This is a genomic window from Rossellomorea yichunensis (assembly GCF_032337515.1).
Lineage (GTDB): Bacteria > Bacillota > Bacilli > Bacillales > Bacillaceae_B > Rossellomorea > Rossellomorea yichunensis.
Genome location: NZ_JAVYAD010000009.1, coordinates 1 through 21,371 on the forward strand (window position 1 = coordinate 1; position 21,371 = coordinate 21,371).

The 21,371-nt window shown below is 37.8% G+C and carries 22 protein-coding genes and 2 pseudogenes; 14 read left to right on the plus strand and 10 right to left on the minus strand.

The window, feature by feature from the left end; all coding sequences use genetic code 11:
* Window positions 1–124: 124 nt before the first annotated feature.
* From RSX31_RS20820 to RSX31_RS20840, 5 genes and pseudogenes are all read right to left on the minus strand, one after another.
* Window positions 125–1,479, minus strand: a pseudogene (locus RSX31_RS20820) (IS1182 family transposase).
* Between the two features lie 244 nt (window positions 1,480–1,723).
* Window positions 1,724–2,419, minus strand: coding sequence for a hypothetical protein (locus tag RSX31_RS20825; protein WP_315635899.1), 696 nt, complete (start codon window positions 2,417–2,419; stop codon window positions 1,724–1,726).
* A gap of 71 nt (window positions 2,420–2,490) precedes the next feature.
* Window positions 2,491–2,835 (minus strand): hypothetical protein, encoded by a 345-nt coding sequence (locus RSX31_RS20830; protein ID WP_315635900.1) that lies wholly within the window; start codon window positions 2,833–2,835, stop codon window positions 2,491–2,493.
* Between the two features lie 422 nt (window positions 2,836–3,257).
* Window positions 3,258–4,043, minus strand: a complete 786-nt coding sequence (locus RSX31_RS20835) for a sulfotransferase family 2 domain-containing protein (protein WP_315635901.1) — start codon at window positions 4,041–4,043, stop codon at window positions 3,258–3,260.
* A 101-nt stretch (window positions 4,044–4,144) separates the two neighbouring features.
* Complete coding sequence (locus RSX31_RS20840) at window positions 4,145–4,849, minus strand: glycosyltransferase (protein ID WP_315635902.1); 705 nt, start codon at window positions 4,847–4,849, stop codon at window positions 4,145–4,147.
* Between the two features lie 263 nt (window positions 4,850–5,112).
* Here RSX31_RS20840 and RSX31_RS20845 point away from each other — a divergent pair, with 263 nt between their 5' ends.
* The gene (locus RSX31_RS20845; RefSeq protein ID WP_315635903.1) at window positions 5,113–6,318 is read left to right on the plus strand and encodes a glycosyltransferase family 4 protein; all 1,206 of its coding nucleotides are present in this window, start codon (window positions 5,113–5,115) and stop codon (window positions 6,316–6,318) included.
* Between the two features lie 273 nt (window positions 6,319–6,591).
* Here RSX31_RS20845 and RSX31_RS20850 read toward each other — a convergent pair whose 3' ends face one another.
* Together RSX31_RS20850 and RSX31_RS20855 are read right to left on the minus strand one after the other, a co-directional pair.
* The gene (locus RSX31_RS20850; RefSeq protein WP_315635904.1) at window positions 6,592–6,828 is read right to left on the minus strand and encodes a DUF4181 domain-containing protein; all 237 of its coding nucleotides are present in this window, start codon (window positions 6,826–6,828) and stop codon (window positions 6,592–6,594) included.
* Between the two features lie 57 nt (window positions 6,829–6,885).
* Window positions 6,886–8,535, minus strand: coding sequence for a catalase (locus tag RSX31_RS20855; RefSeq protein WP_315635905.1), 1,650 nt, complete (start codon window positions 8,533–8,535; stop codon window positions 6,886–6,888).
* Window positions 8,536–8,889: 354 nt separating this feature from the next.
* Here RSX31_RS20855 and RSX31_RS20860 point away from each other — a divergent pair, with 354 nt between their 5' ends.
* The 11 genes and pseudogenes from RSX31_RS20860 to RSX31_RS20905 all read left to right on the plus strand — a co-directional run bounded on the left by RSX31_RS20860 (window position 8,890) and on the right by RSX31_RS20905 (window position 14,328).
* The gene (locus RSX31_RS20860; protein ID WP_315635906.1) at window positions 8,890–9,444 is read left to right on the plus strand and encodes a recombinase family protein; all 555 of its coding nucleotides are present in this window, start codon (window positions 8,890–8,892) and stop codon (window positions 9,442–9,444) included.
* Window positions 9,445–9,531: 87 nt separating this feature from the next.
* Entirely contained in the window at window positions 9,532–9,756 is a 225-nt protein-coding gene (locus RSX31_RS20865) for a hypothetical protein (protein ID WP_315635907.1), read from the plus strand.
* Between the two features lie 105 nt (window positions 9,757–9,861).
* On the plus strand, window positions 9,862–10,233 hold the full coding sequence (locus RSX31_RS20870) for a recombinase family protein (RefSeq protein WP_315635961.1): 372 nt from the start codon (window positions 9,862–9,864) through the stop codon (window positions 10,231–10,233).
* A gap of 11 nt (window positions 10,234–10,244) precedes the next feature.
* A complete protein-coding gene (locus tag RSX31_RS23350; RefSeq protein WP_397548116.1) occupies window positions 10,245–10,355 on the plus strand; it encodes a hypothetical protein in 111 nt (36 codons plus the stop codon).
* Complete coding sequence (locus tag RSX31_RS20875; RefSeq protein WP_315635908.1) at window positions 10,352–10,537, plus strand: hypothetical protein; 186 nt, start codon at window positions 10,352–10,354, stop codon at window positions 10,535–10,537. The genes RSX31_RS23350 and RSX31_RS20875 overlap by 4 nt, the downstream gene beginning before the upstream one ends.
* Window positions 10,538–10,805: 268 nt before the next feature.
* Window positions 10,806–10,973, plus strand: coding sequence for a DUF2538 family protein (locus RSX31_RS20880; protein ID WP_315635909.1), 168 nt, complete (start codon window positions 10,806–10,808; stop codon window positions 10,971–10,973).
* Window positions 10,973–11,212 carry a hypothetical protein gene (locus RSX31_RS20885; RefSeq protein ID WP_315635910.1) on the plus strand — a complete coding sequence of 80 codons (240 nt, stop codon included), beginning with the start codon at window positions 10,973–10,975 and terminating at the stop codon, window positions 11,210–11,212. The genes RSX31_RS20880 and RSX31_RS20885 overlap by 1 nt, the downstream gene beginning before the upstream one ends.
* 89 nt (window positions 11,213–11,301) lie before the next feature.
* The gene (locus tag RSX31_RS20890) at window positions 11,302–11,478 is read left to right on the plus strand and encodes a hypothetical protein (RefSeq protein WP_315635911.1); all 177 of its coding nucleotides are present in this window, start codon (window positions 11,302–11,304) and stop codon (window positions 11,476–11,478) included.
* Window positions 11,479–11,597: 119 nt separating this feature from the next.
* Window positions 11,598–11,760 (plus strand): annotated as a pseudogene (locus tag RSX31_RS23355) (DDE-type integrase/transposase/recombinase); the annotation flags it as partial.
* A gap of 96 nt (window positions 11,761–11,856) precedes the next feature.
* The gene (locus RSX31_RS20900; RefSeq protein WP_315635912.1) at window positions 11,857–12,045 is read left to right on the plus strand and encodes a hypothetical protein; all 189 of its coding nucleotides are present in this window, start codon (window positions 11,857–11,859) and stop codon (window positions 12,043–12,045) included.
* Window positions 12,046–12,897: 852 nt separating this feature from the next.
* Window positions 12,898–14,328: an IS4 family transposase gene (locus tag RSX31_RS20905; protein ID WP_315635913.1), complete on the plus strand. Its 1,431-nt coding sequence runs from the start codon at window positions 12,898–12,900 to the stop codon at window positions 14,326–14,328.
* A gap of 486 nt (window positions 14,329–14,814) precedes the next feature.
* Here RSX31_RS20905 and RSX31_RS20910 read toward each other — a convergent pair whose 3' ends face one another.
* A complete protein-coding gene (locus RSX31_RS20910) occupies window positions 14,815–16,206 on the minus strand; it encodes a M28 family metallopeptidase (RefSeq protein ID WP_315635914.1) in 1,392 nt (463 codons plus the stop codon).
* A gap of 1,028 nt (window positions 16,207–17,234) precedes the next feature.
* Window positions 17,235–17,471 (minus strand): hemolysin XhlA family protein, encoded by a 237-nt coding sequence (locus RSX31_RS20915; RefSeq protein ID WP_315635962.1) that lies wholly within the window; start codon window positions 17,469–17,471, stop codon window positions 17,235–17,237.
* 657 nt (window positions 17,472–18,128) lie between these two features.
* On the opposite strand from RSX31_RS20915, the gene RSX31_RS20920 reads away from it, so the two are divergent.
* On the plus strand, window positions 18,129–18,542 hold the full coding sequence (locus RSX31_RS20920; protein WP_315635915.1) for a hypothetical protein: 414 nt from the start codon (window positions 18,129–18,131) through the stop codon (window positions 18,540–18,542).
* Between the two features lie 1,016 nt (window positions 18,543–19,558).
* Here RSX31_RS20920 and RSX31_RS20925 read toward each other — a convergent pair.
* Complete coding sequence (locus RSX31_RS20925; RefSeq protein ID WP_315635916.1) at window positions 19,559–20,377, minus strand: DUF4915 domain-containing protein; 819 nt, start codon at window positions 20,375–20,377, stop codon at window positions 19,559–19,561.
* Between the two features lie 442 nt (window positions 20,378–20,819).
* On the opposite strand from RSX31_RS20925, the gene RSX31_RS20930 reads away from it, so the two are divergent.
* Entirely contained in the window at window positions 20,820–20,999 is a 180-nt protein-coding gene (locus RSX31_RS20930; RefSeq protein WP_315635917.1) for a hypothetical protein, read from the plus strand.
* Window positions 21,000–21,371 lie beyond the last annotated feature (372 nt).

Here is a 21,371-nt window from a genome sequence, read left to right on the forward strand (position 1 = left end):
CTGCCAGACTCCGGTAGAATTTAGAGTCATGGCAGCTTAGGTGTTTTATTTAGTCTTATTTGACTGTGTCACTCCATTAAGCGAAGATGGGGTTTTCTGTTATTTTAAAAGATTTTTCTTTTTTTTAGGCTGGACATGGTCCTCGCCATGTCCAGTTTGCCAATTTCTTAAGATTCATGGCAGCAAACGTAAGCATCGCCTGCATTGAAACTTTTTTAAGCCCCCTTAAGGTCGTCCAACGCATGCCATGCTTTTCTTTTGCGTCCGCAAAGACTCGTTCGATCGTTTCTTTGCGTTTCGCATATAGAGTTTTATTAAGTCCTGTATGTCTCAAATGATCTACTTCATCTATGTAATCCTGCCATACATGTCTATGAATCATTTTGGTGTGATTCTTACTTTGCGTACAACGTTCTAACAGAGGACAGTCTATACATTCCAAAGGATTTGAAGCGTATTGTTTGTACCCGTCTCTTGTCGTCGTGCGGTAAGGTAGAATTTGTCCTTCGGGACATAGATAGGAGTCAAAATATTCATCATAAACATATTCGTATTTTCTAAGATATCCGTCTTTCGTTCTCGGGCGTGTATAAGGCATAACAGGTCTGATGTCTTGGTCCATGAGGAATTTAGCGATGTGTGGTGTTTTATATCCCGCATCAACAGCGATAGAACTGGGCTTACCGACTTTATCTGTGACTTGAGTGACGAGCTTGTCCAACATCCGACTATCGTGAACATTTCCTCCCATGACGAGAGAACCTAAGATAAAACCCCGGGAGTCGCTTGCCGTATGAAAAGAATACGCAAACAGCTTTTCGCGCTCATCTTTTACGTAATAACCACTTTCAGGATCTGTCGTGCTGACTTTTATTTCTTTTGACTCTTCTTTATTCTGTGGGGGAAGGGCTTTTTTCCGTGTTCCTCACGGTCGATATTGATCTCTTCATCTAACTGAGCCTGATACGTTCTGGTTTCGACTCGGGCTATTTTCTTTTCAAATTTCTTCTTATTAGCATTCGCTTTTACATGAGTAGAATCAATAAACGCAACAGATGGATCCACCAATCCCTTGGTCATCGCTTCTTTCAGAATGCGATAGAAAATTTGTTCAAATAGATCTGTATCGTGGAAGCGTCGAGCGCAGTTTTTACCGAAGGTTGAAAAATGAGGAATCTTCTCGGTGAACGCATAACCAATAAACCATCGATAAGCCACGTTGGTTTCGATTTCCTTTATGGTTTGACGCATTGAGCGTATGCCGAAAAGGTATTGTATGAAGACCATTTTAATAAGAACGACAGGATCAATACTCGGTCGACCATTATCTAAACAATACTTATCTTTTACCAGGTCATAAATAAATTCAAAGTCAATCGCTTGTTCAACCTTCCTAACCAGATGATCCTCTGGAACAAGTTGGTCCAACGCAACCATTTCAATTTGATTTCTTCCATCCTCAACGTGTTTTGATAACATTTTATATCCCCCACAAAAAAATCGATTCCATTCCATTATACAAAAAAAGCTTGTAGACTTGGTCTAATTCTTAGACTTTGTCTACAAGCTGAAAGAATCTCATTTAGAGATTCTTTCATTTCATTACCGATAAAATGCAATTATGTTAACTTACTTGAAAGGTCCCAATGCAAATTTCCCTGAGGCGTTGTTGTATCTAACCAGGTCTTTGCTCCTGGTTACGCGAAGACTGGTACTGGACCTCTTACGAAATTTTTATAACATTGAGAATTGTACCTTCAAGAGTTATATCTTCCATATTGCCACTGCCTCCAAAATTCACAATACCAAGACTTCCTGGTCCAGGTTCTGCTACAGTGAATACAGCAGAAACAGCCGATGGTAAATTCCCTCCACCATTACAATCTACAATTGTTAATGGTATCACTGCTCCATTTAATTGCAGTGCGTAACTATCTGTTCCTGATCCTATCGGTGGTGAATTCACAATATTTGTTTGTACTGAAGCAAAATAAATGCCGGGCTGTAGAGATACTTCAGTATCCCCTCCTGTGACATCAATATCGGTTCCGTTAATCTCTAATATAGTTACAAGTGGAAGAAGTTCACCGACACCAAGAGTTATTGATCCACCATTTCCAACAGCAGAAGAAGAAGTAGAGAATGTTCCAGTTGGTCCTGCAAGCCCCGTTGCTCCAGTAGCTCCGGCTGGTCCTGTTGGCCCTGTTGGACCTATTGCTCCTGTGGCGCCTGTCGCTCCCGCAGCTCCATCTGCTCCTGTTGGCCCTGTTGGACCTATTGTTCCTGTGGCACCAGTCGCTCCGGTTGGACCAGTAGATCCGGTTGGACCAGTAGATCCAGTAGGGCCTGTCGGACCTCCAGCCGGACCGGTAGCGCCAGTAGGGCCTGTCGGACCAGGACAATTAATGATAAAACCCATACGAATCTCTTCCTTTCTTTGTATGTTTCACTAAAATTTTTTGATTCCTAAATCAAGCAAATACAGATCACTTAACAACCGGAACATCGTCCTGAACATCCTGGACCACTACAAATCTGAAGGGCAATGATGTTGATTACCTGTTCTAATTTATCCGATAGTAGCATCTCTTTATTTCTTGCTTCTTTCATCGTAGATTGTACCGAGTCATTCACCTTTAACAAATCACATAACGCTGGCGGTGGTGTCAGACCTGGAAGAGTTCCAACAGCCAATTGAATCTTCTCTGCTTCCGCGTTCAGAATATGAGCTAAAGCAAGCTCTTCAAAAGCAATGGAAGCTAACAAAAGATTAATGACATCGTCACGATCAATGTCAATTTCAGCTGTAATATTAGGAATATTCGGGAAACTCATCTAGTTCTCCCCTTTCTATAGGGTATTTTTTCACTCTCTACTTATAATATGAAGTGATGAATAAATGGACATAGACTACTATCTGTATTTTCTCAGAATGGGTCTTTGTTTTTTATCTCCATAAATATTTTGGGGTTCCATTGCTTTTGAAAAACTGAGGTTGACTCATCTGATCAATGCAAAAGCTGAATTAGTTTAATTTGTCTAAGAATATTGAAATCGAAACATGGAAAGACGGTTACTTTAATTCAATTGTAGGACTTGTAAAAAATAGATCCCTACTCTAAAAAAATTCATATCGAAGCTGAACTTAATTCGACATTTATTTTAGAGTTTTATCAAATTACAAATGTATCAACGAAATAAACATGCTACCCCTATATAAAATGTAAAGCCGGAACATTTTTCTGTCCCGGCTTTAGCTATTTTAAGTCAGCTTGATTATAACCATATGCATCAAAATCCTTTTTAAATAACTCCCTAACTAAATCTTTTGTTTCTTTATCATAAAAACTATCATACATTGGTAAAGCCTCAATAGATGAAGACTTCGTAATTATTACATCTGCAAATAAACCTTTATTGGTCATTTTCGAGGACAAATGGTGTGGTGATTTAATGATGTCTGAAAGGTTGGATTGTATTAGGCCGTATTTACTTTCAATATTTCTAATGCTCCTTTCAAAATCTTCTATCTTTAAATAGTTTTGGACAATCAACTCTTCTCCTTCACCATATTGTTGGGCAATGTGCATATTTATTAAATCTCTACTAACGCCAATTTTTTTAACTTGATATAAGAATTGTTTAAATGATAAACCGTCATTGATGTTTGGAGCAACTCCCTTCATTATTGCTTCATTGTATACTGTAGCTAAAAATGAACTGACTGCTCTAGCATAAGGATTACGAACAAGTTTATAAGTATCTTTTTTTCCATTCAAAAGTTCATTTTTTAATTCTGTCCTGTAACCATTTTGTTTTTGATATACTTCCATTCTAAAATAGTGAATCCAGGGATTATAATTAGTCGCTTTTTGAAGTAATCCATTTTGGAAGAAGAACCATTTGATAATTGAAGTACAACCACTTTTGGGACTCCAAAAAAATATTAAAGGAAATTCTTTTTTATAAAGTGGCAATGGATCTGCTTCTTTTACCAGGTTTTCAATGAAATTTTCTCGTTTTTGATTAAAGGTATTTGTCAACTTTCACCCTCCATTTTTAAATTATTAAATACTTACGGAGAAGAACAGGAAATATTTAATGAAAATATATATTGGTCCGTAACTATCAAATTTTTTCAGAACTATTTAATGTATTTTGTAATAAGTGGTCGATAATGCGCTTTAATTGTTTCTATTTCCTTTTGCATTTCCGCTTGATATCTACTTGTACCCGAATTTTTATGTGTCCTAAATTTTGTGAGGACTTCATCTAAGTAATGCATTTGATATCCATTTACCAGTAAACGGAACCACATTTCATAATCATGTGTATAACGGTGGGAAGGATTAAAGTATCCAACCTGATTCAATACATTCTTCTTCATAATCACTGTACAACCATTAATAGGATTACGAATTAGGAAAGATTTGTAAATTTCATTTATATTTAAAAAACGTTCTCCGACTTGAGAATATAAAACTTTGTTTTTGTGGTCAATAAGATCAAAATTTGTAAAACTTACCTCAAATTTATGATTAAGCATAAATGAGATTTGTTTAGAAATCTTTTCAGGAAGAAAGTAATCATCCGAACTTAGCCAAGCAATATATTCTCCAGTGGCTGCACGTATTCCATGGTTTAATGCTGTAGCAGTTCCTTCGTTCTTTTTCCTTAAATAACCTACTTTCCCAAAAAACGGTTTAATTTTTTCAATAAAAACTGTTGAACCGTCGTCCACAACGATTATCTCTTTATTCATATAAGTTTGCATTAATGCACTTTGAATTGCTTGGTCTACGTATTCGCAGTTATAAAATGGAATTATGATCGAGACTTTCGGATCCATTTCTCATCATCCTAATTTTTCATACTAGATATTGGTAGAATACTTAACATTACTCCATTGTTAAAAAATACTCCTATTTACATTATGTTTGTATCTTCTCTGTTGCTATAGGCTGCTCTCACCATCATTTTTATTTATTTTCGCTTTTTACAATAGAAAAGACAAATGTCTATTACACAAACATTTCACCTGAATATATATATATATATATATATATAACTTTGAAACGTTAATCTTGCAGGTCAAAAAAAAGGAGATATTCTATGAAAATATTACTTGCTACATTTTGGGTAATTCCACATGTAGGTGGCGTATGGAATTATATGCAGCAATTAAAAAAAAAGCTAGAGTCTTTCGGACATGAGGTAGATTTATTAGGTTACGGTGAAGATACTAACTATGTTCATATTGTCAATGAGAATCGAAGGTCAGGTTTTATTAAGGATAAACAAAGCAAACAACCTCATCCGTCTTTTTATGCAAACTCAGTGGTGAAACATTATGAAAATCAACGTAATGGTTATGAGATAGGAGTAGCCTTTTTGGGCCTGGAAAAATATGATTTAATTCATACACAAGATGTCTTGTCAACCACTTGTATTAATCGAATTAGACCCAAAGGTATCCCATTAGTAGCCACCCTTCACGGTAGTGTAGCCCATGAGTTGAAAGACTTCGTAACTAACGTCCAAATATCCCCTACATCAAAATTAGCCTGTGAATATTTTGATGAACTTGAATACGAGGGTGCAACGTCTGCTGAAATTACGATAGTAGCAAATGAATGGCTTAAAAATATTTTAATAAATGAGTTTCACGTTCCAAATGAACAGATCAAGATACTCCACTATGGATACGATATAGAAGGTTTCCTTAAACGTATGAAAGAGAAATCTCCTATTCAACCTCCTGCCAACAAGAAGGTCATCCTTTACGCTGGAAGACTCGCTGAGCTTAAAGGAGTTCATCATTTAATATTCGCTCTTAGCAAATTAAAAAAAATTCGAAATGACTGGGTTTGTTGGATTGTTGGTGACGGACCGAAGTTTGAAGAGTTGCAAACTCAAAGTGAGAATTTGGGGTTAGAAAAAAACATTGTCTTTTTTGGAAAGCGAAATGACGTTCCTTATTTGTTGACTATTTCAGATATTTTTGTACTTCCAAGTCTCCTTGAAAACCAGCCTTTATCAGTAATAGAAGCACAGATTGCTGGAAAACCTGTAATTGTTAGTGACGTAGGAGGATTGCCAGAGATGGTTACACATGGAGTTACAGGTGTACTCTCACCTGTAAACAATCCAGAGGTTTTATCTATTAAATTAAGTTATTTACTAGAACACGATTCATATAGAGAAAATCTTGGTTCTAATGCTAAAAGATGGGGGATGACCCATTGGTCCCTAGATAAAGAGGTTTCAAATGTGTTAGATGTTTACCAAAGTGCTGCTTTAAAAAAGAAAAATGTCTAATAACACGAAAAACTTGCTTACTACAAACAGCAAGTTTTTTCTATTCGTGAATTCTTACCATGTCTATAGTAAGAATTTTGTATTTGGCATTTAATTTATATATGAGATGACAGTATAATTTTTGCATATTAAAAAGACCGCAATATAAGTTTTGTATAAAACTTTGTATATTTCACGGTCTTTTTATTTACTATTTATTCCATTTAAGCGCCCGTTTCTTTAAGTACACTACTTCACAATGTCTTTATCTGTTTAGTAAGGAACCCCAGCTCATCAACTGAAAAAATACTCCATATAATAAATAATAATTACACCTAATAACAGAAAAATAAGTGTGGTAACATATTGCTTTGAGTTCTTCAGATACTTCCACTCCAAAATAGACTGAAAACCAAATAATATAATTAAATAGAAAATCCAAAACCACTTTAAAGCATTGGAGTCCGGTGTGCCTGGTACCCCAATAAAAGGAATACTACATAAAAAAACGAAAAAAATTAAAAAGGCCACCAGTCAGTTAGTTTTCACCGACTTTCTGGACACCCCCCTTGCATTCTTACTTCATAATTAATAAGGATCGGCTTCGTGGCTTTTTTTTACAGCATCTTTTGTTGCTTCATTCGCAGCCAGTGAACCTTGTCCATATTTCGATTGACCTGATTCACGGCCTGGAATTTTATTTTCTGTCTTCATTCCCTCAAGTTCTTTCATTTTCTTTTCAATTCCTTCCTTCACACGGCGACCATAGTCTTCATCGGCTTTTGTAAAGTGCTCAATCATCGCTTCTTGAATTCGTTTGTCACATACCGCAAGTGCTTCGGAAAGGTTTTTGATTAATTCATCGCGCTCCCATTCCTCAAATTCTCTGTATGTATTTCCAGCTTGCCCATAGTTGTTAGGACGTTCAATAGGTGCACTCATTGCTTCTGCATTATACTTTGGACGGTGCGGTGGAAGAACGCCTTTACTTGCTTCCTCATAGCCGCCGAGCATTGATGGCTCATAGTTAATATGTGGATTATCTCCAGACTCTTTCGGGTCACGGATATCCATTTGGCCGCGATGCTGGTTTGTACGAACAGGCACTTTCGGTGCGTTCACAGGCAATTTCAGATAGTTCGCCCCTACACGGTAGCGCTGTGTATCGGAGTAAGAGAGGGTACGACCTTGCAGCATTTTATCGTCTGAGAAGTCCATTCCATCGACAAGAACCCCTGTACCAAAGGCGGCTTGTTCAATCTCCGCATGGAAATCCACTGGATTGCGATCAAGAACCATACAACCAACCGGCAACCATGGGAACTTATCCTCTGGCCAAAGTTTCGTATCATCAAGGGGATCAAAATCAAGTTCCGGATGGTAATCATCTACCATAATCTGTACAAAGAGTTCCCATTCCGGATAATCTTCTTGCTCAATCGCTTCATACAAATCTTGTGTCGCATGCCCCACATTCTTCGCTTGAATTGCGTTTGCCTCTTCTTGTGTTAAGTTACGGATTCCTTGTTTCGGTTCCCAGTGATACTTCACTAGGACAGCCTCACCTTTATCATTTACCCATTTATAAGTGTTTACACCAGACCCCTGCATATGGCGGTATGTTGCGGGAATCCCCCATGGAGAAAACAGGAATGTAATCATATGTGTTGCTTCTGGTGTACGCGAAACGAAGTCAAACATCCGCTGAGGATTTGGTACGTTCGAAGCAGGATCCGCTTTAAACGCGTGAATCATATCAGGGAACTTCATCGCATCTCGGATAAAGAAAATTTTCAGATTGTTCCCAACCAGATCCCAGTTGCCATCTTCCGTATACATTTTCACCGCAAAACCGCGTGGGTCTCGTGCTGTTTCCGGCGAATCTTTCGCTCCTGCCACTGTAGAGAAGCGAACCATTAGTGGTGTTCTCTTCCCAGCGCCAGAAAATACTTTAGCACGAGTATACTTCTCTACCGGTTCATCTCCAACTTTTCCGTACGTTTCAAAATAGCCAAATGCCCCAGATCCTCGTGCGTGTACTACACGCTCTGGTACCTCTTCCCGATCAAAATGGGAAATCTTTTCAACGAAATGATAATTCTCAAGTGTAGCTGGACCACGATTGCCAATTGTACGGATGTTTTGGTTATCCCTCACAGGATGACCTTGGCGATTTGTCAATGTCTCACGCTTCACATCTTGTTCATTTAAAGCATTCATATCTTTGTTTTCTGCCAAAATGAAAACCTCCTTAAAGATAGATACCTTTATTTTTTTCCTTAATTGAGAAATCTATGCAGAAATATTAAATACCTAGTTTTCTTTAGAGATGTTGCTCAATTAAATGACCCGATTGTGGAACAAGATTAAAAAGCACCCTTTAGTCAAAACGATAATATGATAATATTTCACAAGAGATATATGTTACAAAACTCGTCCTTTTCTGAACATGCCTATTATTAATTAAAAAGGGGCGTTTTTTATTACTTTATATGTAATAAAACTCTGTTCATTATTCTATGTTCAATAACCTATTCATTTTCATCTTATGTTACAATAGGATTAGAGAAAAATGAGAAAGAGTGATAATAGGTGTTTATTGGATATGCACGTGTATCGACAGGGTTACAAAATTTGGATTTACAAACAGATGCTTTATCTAAACATGGTTGTACGAAAATTTTCCACGATAAAATGAGTGGGGCAAAAAAACAACGTCCCGGTTTAGAGGAAGCACTTCAGTATGCACGTGAAGGTGATACAATAGTCGTTTGGCGATTGGACCGACTAGGACGCAACATGCAAGATTTGATTCAAATTGTGAACAACTTAAATGAACGTGGTGTTGGGTTTCATAGTCTGCAAGAAAATCTAACAATGGATAAAACTAATGCCACAGGCCAATTGATGTTTCATCTATTTGCGGCATTTGCTGAATTTGAACGTAATTTAATTGAGGAACGTTCGGCTGCCGGCCGAGCTGCAGCAAGAGCACGTGGTCGTCTTGGTGGACGTCCTGAAAAATTCGGACTGAAAGATATTGAAATGATGAAGTCACTAATTGAAAATGGTACACCGATTAAAGACGTCGCAGAAAAATGGGGCGTATCTAGAACAACGATTTATCGCTATATAGAAAAACAGTAAAAATGAAGAAACCCAGCTAACTCTTATGAAGGTAGCTGGGTTTTAAAGTTGCATGTGCAAAATAGCACTTAAAATTAGTGCAAATTATTGCCTAAAGTGACATCAGAAGCAGAGGAAGATTACGCAAATTGGAATCAAGAATTTGCTGAAGGTAATGAATGTACCAGAGAAGAATTCAAAGACTTTCTCGAATTAGAGGACAATTCTTTTCTGATCGGTGGCACAGAAAATGCTACTACGCAAAATCAAATTGCCTGGATGAACGAGATAGATGAAAAGCTCATTGAAATCTTTGGTGAAGAAGAGGAATAGTCATGGGGGTAAGACATTTATGTTATTTGGTTATGCAAGGGTTTCAACCAAAGAGCAAAATTTGGACCGTCAATTGTTTCAATTGAACGAAGCAGGTGTAAGGTAATTTTCACTGGTAAGCAATCTGGAGGAAATTTAGAGAGACCGAAATTACAAGAGCTTTTGTCTTCTATCCGTGAAGGTGATGAAATACTCGTCACGGATCTCACTCGTATCTCCAGGAGCACGAAAGATTTATTTGAGCTAGTCGATATCATTAAAGACAAGGGAGCTTGTTTGAGAAGTATCAATGACACCCGGTTAGACATGAGAAGCAATAATCCTTACAGTGATTTTCTCCTAACAATCATGGCCGGAGTTAATCAACTGGAAAGGGATCTCACGAAAATGCGTCAATTAGAGGGAATCAATATTGCTAAGAAGAAAGGTAGATATAAAGGTCGTGTGAAAAAATACGATAACACCATTCAGGAATGAAACATGCGTTAATGCTATATGATTCCAAAGAATACTCCATTAAAGAAATTGAAGAGATTACCCATGTCTCGAAGAGTTCCTTGTATCGTGAATTGGGTGAGAGGAAGGAAGTCATTAAATGAACGATCAATTGTCTCTCTTCCCTACGGTCTATGATTGCAATATGAGGAAGTCGGTAATCTATAAACGGTTTACTGAATCTGATCACTTTCTCACCAATGAAAATCTTCAATATATCTACGAGACCATTAGTATGATGATGGAGTTAACATGCACATTACGACAGAGATTGATTGGGCTTTAGTAAAATTCAAAAGAGCCGGATGGACTCTTGAATCAAAGTATGTTGATTATTCTATCCGAACTGCAACGCTTAGTTTACTTTAACTTATTGTAAATTTGATTTAACTTGCTAATCATCACCGCACTGAACAATGAAGATAACATGGTACTAATAATCAACATCCAAAAAACAAAAGGACTATTTGGTTTCATGGGATAATCTCCTTTTACTATTTTTTTTAGTTTGAGAAAAAGGGTTTTAAAATATACATTTATCCGGAGGTACATATATGTACTATACAAGTGAAGATCACCGTCAAAATTTCGAGTTTCTACTATTAAAATATAAACAGTATAAGAATGATAAGCAAAACCTTACAGCTTTGTATGTTGCAGCGGTTCCAGAAGTATTTGAGTTATTGGATTTAGAAGAGCTAGGGGAAGCGAATCGCATGTAATGGAATTTAGTGAGGAAAAAGAACACATGGTTCCTGGTCATCCAGGGCTTACCGGAGCAACAAGTCATTTAGTCATGGTAGGAGCTTCGTTATACAATGGCACTCCTTGTGATCTTGACTACGGTTTCTCCCGTGAGTTCGCTAAAACGGTAATCACGGCTTGTGAAATTCGTTACGCTTTAACACAGTCCAATTGTGGATATTACAAAGCTGACGATGGTTACTCCATTATCAACTAAAAATAGGGGAATCAATAGATGCCCTCATTCCACCAAGCATTCATGCAAATCCGTATGGAAAGCTCGTAAAGAAAAATGAAAAGGACCATTTGCACCGTCTTTATACGATTGAAAATGGCAATCACGTTGACAGTCTTGTTTGGGATCCAAATGCTGATCCAAAACGGAAGCTTCAACCACTCATTCCTTATGCACATCAGTCATTTGATTTATTAATTAATTGGATAGAGAAAGAAACGCCGCCACCATCAAACGGCACAATTTAGGCACCTACAAACCCTCTTCATGTAAGAGATATTGTAACAGGTAAAGAAAAAGATCCTTCTATGTAAATGAATTAGAAAGCAAATCTGGCTTACACCATAGCTATCCAAGAGAAGAATGAAAGCAGATGCCTAAAGGCATCCAACTAAGGTAAGTTAATTATCTCAACAATATCGTGGAGCAGAAGCATCGCTTTATTAAAAAACGAATTCGCCCGATGCGTGGATTAAAAGTCCTTACGGACTGCCAAACGAATTATTGCGGGGGTAGAGGGTATGCACATCAAAACAAGGGGGTTCTAAAAACACCATAATAATACTGGGTTAATATCATATAAATATTATAATGAAATTAATATGTTATTTAGGAGTGTGAATTTTATGACAATTAAAAAGTTAACTGTTTCAATGCCTGATAGCGTAAAAAAAGGATTAGAAAAGATGTCTGTAGAGGTTGGGATGTCACAGAATCAACTATTCGTGATTGCTGCACAAAGTTTACTAGCCAACTATGAGGCGAAAGGAAGTTTTATATTTGCTGATTTACTTAATCCTGAACACCGTTCATAAGGAGCTAACTTTAACGCCTTCAAGGCGGTTTTGTTTCCTTGAAGGCAATAGAAGGTGCTTGAACAAAGGGGGTATTTCTCAAAAGGGCTAAAAATGCCCCGTATGGTAGTTGTCAATGTCTTGGAGTGGTAGCGGAGCGAGGGCGTTTTTCCCGAGTGAGCATAAGGAACGGAAAGGCGTTGACAACTTCACTGCATCCAAACCCTCTTGGCATTGAACAAACCAACCGTTTGTTCTTGCCTACCGGCGAGGGAGCCCCTCAAGGATTGAGGGGCTGGGGAGTTCGAATATAGGGGGTCTGGGGAAGAGTTCCCCAGCAGGTTTGGACAGAGTCCATGGTTTTTATTTGTTCGGATTCTCGTCCAATTACAGCTGGCTGCAGATCCAAATACCAGGGTAATTTTAAGAGAAAACCCGAACGTTTTTTGTTGGCCAAAATTACTGAAGAGATTAAAAACCGAACATAAAATAACTGGATTTCTTCTTTCGAATATTAATATTCAATAAAACATATTCCTATTTTAAAAAGTCCACATAAATCGAAAAAACCACTAGAATTCCCCACATGATAAAACTAATCGTTAAAGCTATATATTTCAGTATCTTCATCTTTTACACAACCACCAACCCTCTAATAAGATAAGACCCAGATCCGTTAAAAACATAACTGCTAATCCAAATGGGGTATTTAAGAATTTCTGATAAAAAACAGTATTATACATTTCAACACCTATTATTTTAGTATTTGTTTAAGGGGTAGCACCAAATGCCCATCAAGTCAAGGTAAATCATTTCCCCCAAAACGAAAAAAACGCTATCCTTTTCTGTAATATGATGGAAAGGATGGTTTTTATGTGTCGCAAAGTTTCAGATGAACTTTCCCTCTTTTCACAAGAATTACAAAGATCATTGTCTCCACAAGTTCTCCAACAGTTGGCTAAAAAGGTAGGTTTTGTTCAAAGGGCGAGTAAGTATCAAGCGAAAGATTTAATAGCATTGTGCGTGTGGTTAAGCCAAAAAGTAGCAAGCACTTCCTTGACGCAGTTGTGTAGTTCTCTAGAATCTTCAACGGGTGTCTTAATAAGTCCTGAGGGACTTAATCAACGATTTAATACTTCAGCTGTCAGGCTTCTACGAAATGTTTTAACTTCATTGCTTACTCAAAAGTTATTTACCTCTCAGACTCTGCCTCATCGTTATGTTGATCAGTTTCAGCGTATACGAATCTTAGATTCTACTACCTTTCAACTTCCAGATGTGTTTGCCTGCAATTATCAAGGATCTGGAGGAAGCAGCCACACAGCAGGTGTGAAGGTTCAATTAGAATATGATCTTCTCAATGGTCAATTCCTACACATTCACTCAGGACCTGGTAAGGAAAATGATAAAACCTACGGTTCTACTTGCTTACAAACGGTGCAATCAGGTGATTTGTGTATTCGCGATTTAGGATACTTTGACTTGAAAGATCTCCATCAAATGGATGAGGAAGGGGCTTATTATATCTCTCGCTTAAAATTAAACTCTCGTATTTATATGAGGAATCCTAATCCTGAGTACTACAAAAATGGAAAGATCAAAAAGCAAACCGAGTATATTCAATTGGATGTAGAAGAGATTATGAATCAATTAAAACCTGGTCAAACCTATGAGATTTCTGATGTTTATATCGGCCGGTATCAAAAGTTACCTACTAGAGTCATTTTCCATCGGCTTACAGAAGAACAGACTCGAAAACGTCGAGAAAACCAAGCGTTAAAGGAGAAGAAGAAAGGCATTGTCATGAAAGAACGGAGTAAACGATTGAGTGCGATGAATGTATACATAACTAATACGTCAATGAAAGACGTCCCAACGGGACACGTTCACGATCTTTATTCTTTACGGTGGCAAATTGAATTACTCTTTAAAACATGGAAATCCTTTTTTGAAATAGATAACTGTAAAGAGATCAAAAAAGAGCGATTAGAATGTCATCTCTATGGTCAACTAATTGCCATCCTCCTTTGTTCTTCTACCATGTTTCAAATGAGGCAGCTACTCCTCATCAAGAAAAAACAAGAACTCAGTGAATATAAAGCCATTTATATCATTAAAGATTATTTTGTATTACTGTTTCAATCGATACAAAAAAGCACCCAAGAGTTATCAAAGGTTTTACTCCGCCTGTTCAACCTCCTACAGCGTAACGGGCGAAAATCTCATAGATACGAGAAAAAAACGGTCTTTGATATATTGGGTGTCGTCTATAATTATACCATGTGTCACAAGAAAGCAGCATAGCGTAAAAAAATGACCTGTTTTAGGTTTATTTGGCATGTCTTTCTTCAGTAGCATAGACAATCGTTTTGAAGAAAGGGCTTTATTCTAACCATTCATTAGTGTTAGCTTGATGGGCATGGGGTAGCACCAACGATTTATCATATTTCCCACGCTAAGGCTAGATCTTTTGATATTAATGAGTTTCCCATTAATAGATACATGGACATAAAGAAAGCCGAGGTTCCTATGTTAAGGAATTCGGCTTTCTTCGCATTGGGAAAGATCTCCCTGCTGATATATGTTTATCCATTTGATAAGACTAAGAAGCCTAATAGGCCTCTTTAATATTTTTGAAAAATTTATGCATAAGGTATCCTAAAGAAGTGCCAATTATGCTTAATATAATGTCATCTATATCAAACACACCAAATTTTGTAAGAATTTGAATCGTTTTCACTGGAAATCTTTCGCATCTTTTTATTTTCTTCGAGTATTTGCACCAGAACCTTATTTATAATTAGCAGGAACTTCCTTACGGATAACATCGAAGAGACCAGAACCAATAACATCAAGTGCAGATTGCATTCTTTCTGCAGAGATATTGTCTTCGATTGTGTCTTGTGGTGTGTGGTAAACTTTTTCAATATGGTAAACAAGCGGATCCCAGCTATCAATTCCCATCCAAATGAATAAAGCAGCCGGAATGCCGGCATTATGGAAAGGCACATGGTCACTTGATCCAAATTTGCCCGGCAGAATATCAGAATTACCTAGACGGGCACCAGCAGCTCCAGTAGAATCAGTAACAACGTTTTTGCTGCCATCAGGAGTCATTGCATATAGATTCTTTGCCTTGTCATAATTGGTTGCTACCATATCAGGTACGAATACTGCCTCGATTTGATCTCTTCGTTCCTGGGTTAATTGATCAACATAGTATCTTGAACCAAGCAAGCCACGCTCCTCTGAACCAAAAGCAATAAATTTAAGCGTTTTATCAGTATTGTATCCTTTATAAACCCTTGCCAATTCGAGCATTAATCCTACTCCCGAAGCATTATCATTAGCACCCGGAGCTCCTACGACACTATCATGGTGAGCACCAAGAATGACTTCCTTTGTATCCTTACTCTTCGATTTTGCTTCCTTTGTTGCAATAACGTTTACGGATTTCAGGTCAGAGTAGTGTTTTGCAGTTAAATTAATTTCAACAGGTCCTTGCTCCAGCTTTTCTTTCAACCATTCCCCATGGATATAGGAAGCTCCAAAGACAGGAACATCATATTTTGCTGTTAAATTTGGATTGAAAGTCTGTCCATAATTCCCTCGGCTTCCAACTAAGCTCTGCAGAATAACACCGGTTGCTCCGGCTTGAACAGCTTTTTCAACTTGTGTTCTATAGTCAGTAGTAGAAGTTGCTCTTGCCAAAAGAACGATTTTTCCGCTTACATTTGAAAAGTCACTTGAATTCAGTCCGCCTTCTACATAAACAACATCAGCTTTAACTGAGCTATCACTGACTTTACCATTTGGGGCTGCACCCATTTCCCATACTGTACCATCAGCAAAAGCCACGTTAGCGATAAATTGGTCCGCTACCGGGAAGTATTGGTATTCAACATCATACCCATACCCTTGAAGTGTTTTGGCGATATAGTCAGCTGCCTTTTTCTCTCCCTCTAGACCGCCAGGTCTTGTCCCAATTTCTTGTGATAGGTATTTAATGTGTTCAATCGCCAGTTCAGCATTAACTCTTGCTACAATTTTCTGATCTTGGGAATAAGAAGATTTCCCATTTTCAATTGCAAGCGGCGCTGCATATCCTATAGAACCAAACGCTAATGAAGCAGCTAAAACTGAAGCTAATACTTTAGGCATTTTACGATTATTTCTTACCATAATTACCTCCAAAAATTAATGATAGTTTGCTAGAGTTAAACATTTATAAGTATAGAAGAATAGGAAATATATAGAAAGAGTACTAGTTCCTAATATTCAGAAAATAACCAGGAGATTACTAGTGAATTGATAGGGGAAAATACCCAATCAGTTTACCGGGTTTTGGTGCAAAAAGATTAGATTACTTGCAATTAACTTGAAGTTTTTGCACCAGAACCGAAGTTTGTACTGAAGTCATGGATCGGCCGACTAAGGGGAGAACGATAGTAAGGCACCCTTTTGGGTGCTATTTTAAGTTGAGTTCTTTATCTGGGGCTTTTTTTATTGCTTCCCAAACAACCGAGTAAAGAATCCTTTATTCTTCTCTTTCTCATGTGCCACAGCAAGTAATTTTTGTGTCTCCAGTGATTACCTTAAAGACTCCGTTAGCATTTTGTCCCTTTCGTTTAACCGAGTATCAATGTACTTCTGTTGTTGTTCCAGACGTTTAAGTAGTTCTTCATTGAATATATTCTGTTTTTCGTTCGTGGTGGTCAATATGTCGACTTTTTTTATAAAATAGCCAGCATGTCACGTTCAGACCATTGGGAATACTGTGCACCATCCGACACAGTATCATCATTTGTGTTGGGTTTTGCTATGTATTTATTCGCTATGATCTGTGCGGCTTCCTCTACCGAATTACCTCCTCTTGATACGTTCTTAAACTCCCGACACACTTCTACATCTTGTTTAGTAAAAATACGATAACCACTGATATTCCTATTGAAAACATCCCCATTAGCTTCTAAAAGCTTTTTCGCACGCTTCTAATCCTCGTGTGATAACAAAAAAATCTAACATTTGTAGTAAGCTGTTACTACTATCTGATAAGAACCGGTCATTAAATTAAAGCAGAACCCTTTGTGTGAGGTCTTGTACGGTTAATCCATAATAACCGAGTAGGGGAGCTACAAATGCTGAAAATAGTTATAGGAAGGTTGGATTTTCAAAGCGTGTATCCAATTTATTAATGAATTGTATTCCTTTTAAGTGTTATAGATAATAGCGATTGCTCCACCGATAATACCGGAGCAAATCGCGGTAATAATGGCTCTAGTAATAGTTCTTTTAATCCAGGTTGTATTATCGTCAATTTTATTTAGCTTTTCATTTATTGAAATAATTTGTTGATCCTGTCTAGTTGTAATTTTTTCAAGGTTATTTACCCGATTCTCAATATTTCTAAGATCCCCTTTTATTTCTGTAATCTCTTTTCCGTACATATTTGAATTAATCGGCTCCGTCAAGATAACCTACCTCCTAAAAAAGATTTGTCCTTATCCAGCAGAATAGCCATAAGAGGCCATATTGGTGTTAATTTCCATATTAAGCACTCTATAAGTTAGTAAATGCAAACCTCCTGCTGCAAGTCACGGCAACTATCTCTAGTCTTTGACTTAGCGATCTTTTGTTTTCATACGCACCCATTATAGTACTGATCACACACCTTTTTTAGAGTAATAGTATCAGTACGTCCAAGATTTAGAGATTACTTACTATCATTTTCAGTTTTTTGCACCAGAACCAAAAAATAATTTACAGAAGAACGATTAATGCAATTTCTAATTAACCCCCGGTTTTCAATCTCATGATATAACGTTGATTTTTGTTACAGTCGTCTATCTCCCAATCTACTAATTGTTTACTCACCTATTTGTCAAAGCTCTATTACGTGATCAACCAGATCCTTGCCTTTCCCTTTACGTCTGAGGTATTAACCCTATTCCCTCCTCGATCAAAGCATTTTAATACCCAGGTTAGTGAGTTGATCTGGAGGGATATTCAACTTGACATGCACTCGGATAGGCAAATGAGAATACCATATTTAAATATGAAATTTCGATTCATATACCCAATTTGATATGTGGAGTTGAAAATTATTGAGTAAGTATATACAAGAGCGTGCAAAACCGCCTCACCCGATTATTATGGAGGTGGTTCAGACAGCGCCGAATCAAATCCTATTGACATACGATGTGCCGACGGATCCCGTTTCAGCCACAAACATATGGAATTATTGGATACGCACCAATATCAATCCACCGATTACCAAGGGTATCTCCTCTGAGGGAATGGACTATGGTTTAATGGACACTAATTCGCTGCGCTCGGACCTCGCTGTCGTCCAGCCTTACGACAATTCAAAAATGAGATACACGATCACGTTCCGCAATCGTGCAGTGCCTGGTCTTCTTCATATTGTACTTCCATGTTATGTGAATGTTGAAGGCAGCACAGGATACGCAGGCACAAACTGGAACGAGAAGAGCCGGAATTATTTCATTAGCTATTAATGCGCACAAAGAGCCCTCGGCCGAATTTCAGCGGAGGGCTCTTGTTTCATTGAGTCATTGAGTGGTATTGTACCGTAGTCTGACGAAAAGGAGCTTCCACCTGCTTGGACTTTTAAATGAGAAGAAATTCCATATGGAGTAAGAAATACTATGAAAATAACGTTTGATTTTAACTAGTTCTTAAAGATGTATAACTGTGCACAATGCACGGCTTTCGTTTGCTACTTTTATGAAAATGTAATTACAGTGGCGATTGGTATCAGTAAGCCCCCCTGTATAGGTGTTGAGACAAGATGCATTAGGGTTATTCAGTAAGTCGGTTGTAGAAATTCGATTTTATGTAAATCATCTGACGGACTAGAGCAGCAACCGTGCGCCCATGAGGTTTGGGTGTCTCTACTGCCGTTGGCAGTCTCACTGGAGTAATGTGAGTAAAGCGTCGTCTTACCTCATCCGAAAGGACTGGGGGGACAAGAGCATGACGTTAAAAGGCTTGTAAGCTCTAACACTATGAGCAAGATGCAAGTCAGCTAGGCTACATATGGTGAAGGCTATACTGCTTAAATCCCAGTCACGTCGGACGAAGCTCTGTCCCTTTGGAAAAGTGCTGAAACCCATGACTTGGCACTACTGGATCAGGGGTTGCGAACCAGTAAAATCCTGCTAAGACCCAACCACAAGGAGTGGATAGTGACGAACGGGACACCTACGTGTAGAGCGAGATATCCAAGCTACTTGGGGATAACCTAAGTTCCGCAAGGGATATGGGTACGGAGTGATCATACTACTCAAATGCTTTCCGTAATGGGAGAGACACGGGGAAGGATCACAGAGAACAAACTCCTATGTGGAAAGGGGTGACTCGGATGAGTCAAACAGCCCTTCAGAGACTGGAGGTACTACAGTTCTTGGAGAGCCGTATGCCGTGAAAGTGGCACGTACGGTTCGGGAAGGGGGAGTCGATGCGCCGTCGGCGTTTGGCTCCCTACTTCACCTGTGACTAAGCCTTTAATACCCTACTCAATCAGTAATATTCTATACACTTCTGTAGCTGGTAGTGGAATAAATTCGTAATCCTCTGACTTTATATCGTAAATATAGAATCCACATCTTACCGATCGATACTGATCATGGCGCGATTGACTCTGACCAATAAAAATATAGGAATCATTAACAGCTAATCCCCTAAGGTATCCTTCATTAGATTGAAAAAGAACTTTTTTCTCTCTTTTTACTATCCTATTTGGAGAGGAACAATAGTAAATTTTATCCTTGTAAAATACGACACTGTGAGGCTGATGGAGCGAATCGATATAAGTTTCTCTCTTTTTACCATCTATCGAGTATCTGTTAATTACACCAGGTCGAGAGCTTTTCGGCCAGTTCTCCTCAGCAAACATAGAAATATATAATTCCCCATGATGAAATGCTAAATCATTCATATGGTTCACTGGACTGATTTTAATCTCTCCCACACGCTTTATAGAGTCCAGAGTATAAATACCGATCCGATTTCTATTTGTTTCTACTACATATGCGTGATTGTTATAGATTTCTACTCCATGATAATCCATTTCACCAGGTGTATAGTCTGCCACTTTTTGAAATTTTTCATCATAGATCCCTAATGATCTAGAACTATCAGCGATGAAATACCCTCCACTAGCTATTTTTGCAACGCCTCGAACACCATGAACAGTATGATCTATCTTTTTCTCAATCTGGACTTTTTCCCCAAAACACTCCACCTCAAATAATCCACCTTGAGCATTACAACAACTGACTAGTAGTTTAATTTTCTGGGGAAATTCAATTTTTTGGGTTGTTTGTCTCATCACCGTACCCCTTTTCTTCTTCATACTATATAAAACCAAGCTCTGTAAAGTTGAAGATCAAAATCATTAATATTAACAGAGAAGAAAAACTCTTCTCATTTTCCTTCTTTTGTATATATATGTTAATTAAAAAACAAATAACACTTACCTGTATTACATGAGTATGAACACAAATCTAGTTACCATAGGCAATGTTATGAGAAGTAAAAACCTGGTTCTGGTGCAAAAAGATCAAATTGATTGCAAATAAGGATTGCGTTATGATCGACATAAATTACATCTTTATTATGGAAGAGGAAAGGTTCCTAAAGCCGATCTTGTAGTGGGGGGGATCAGGTATTTATCAATGAAGACGGTGTAGCGTTTTGGTTAACAAGAGAAAAGCAGAAAATGACTTGTGTGAATGATGTGTAAAGGTTGTAAAATGTATGGAGGAAGGAATATGTATGCACTGTATATCATGACAGGTGTTGTAGGAATGATCTTATTTTCTATATATGATTGGTCAGTTAGAAAAGAAATAAGAGCATTACAACGCACCGTCGACAAACAGAATAGATTGATAAGAAAGCAACATGCCAAGATTCAGGAACTTGAAAGACAGGTTCAATATGATGAGTAATCATAAAAAAGGAGAATGTGTATGCTCGTAAGATGACGTTAACAGGAAAACCATAGAGTCTATTACGCCAAAAAGGATCATACTATACGTTCGATACCGTAACTTGGGCAGATTTACCACAAACTGATAAAAACGAATATACATTTCGGAACTATAAATATTATGATAAACATGGAATTATTATTAATGAATTTGAATAACCTGCTCATAATCAAACGGGGGCTAAATGCAGTGTATTGAACTGGGGAAGGATACACATTTTGAAAAATGGTGGATGACGATTATTCACGGTTCGACCAAAAAGCACCTCTCTTTAGGTGCTATTTTTAGTGGGATTATGGGTTTATAGCATTCTGGCTCTAGGATACTACG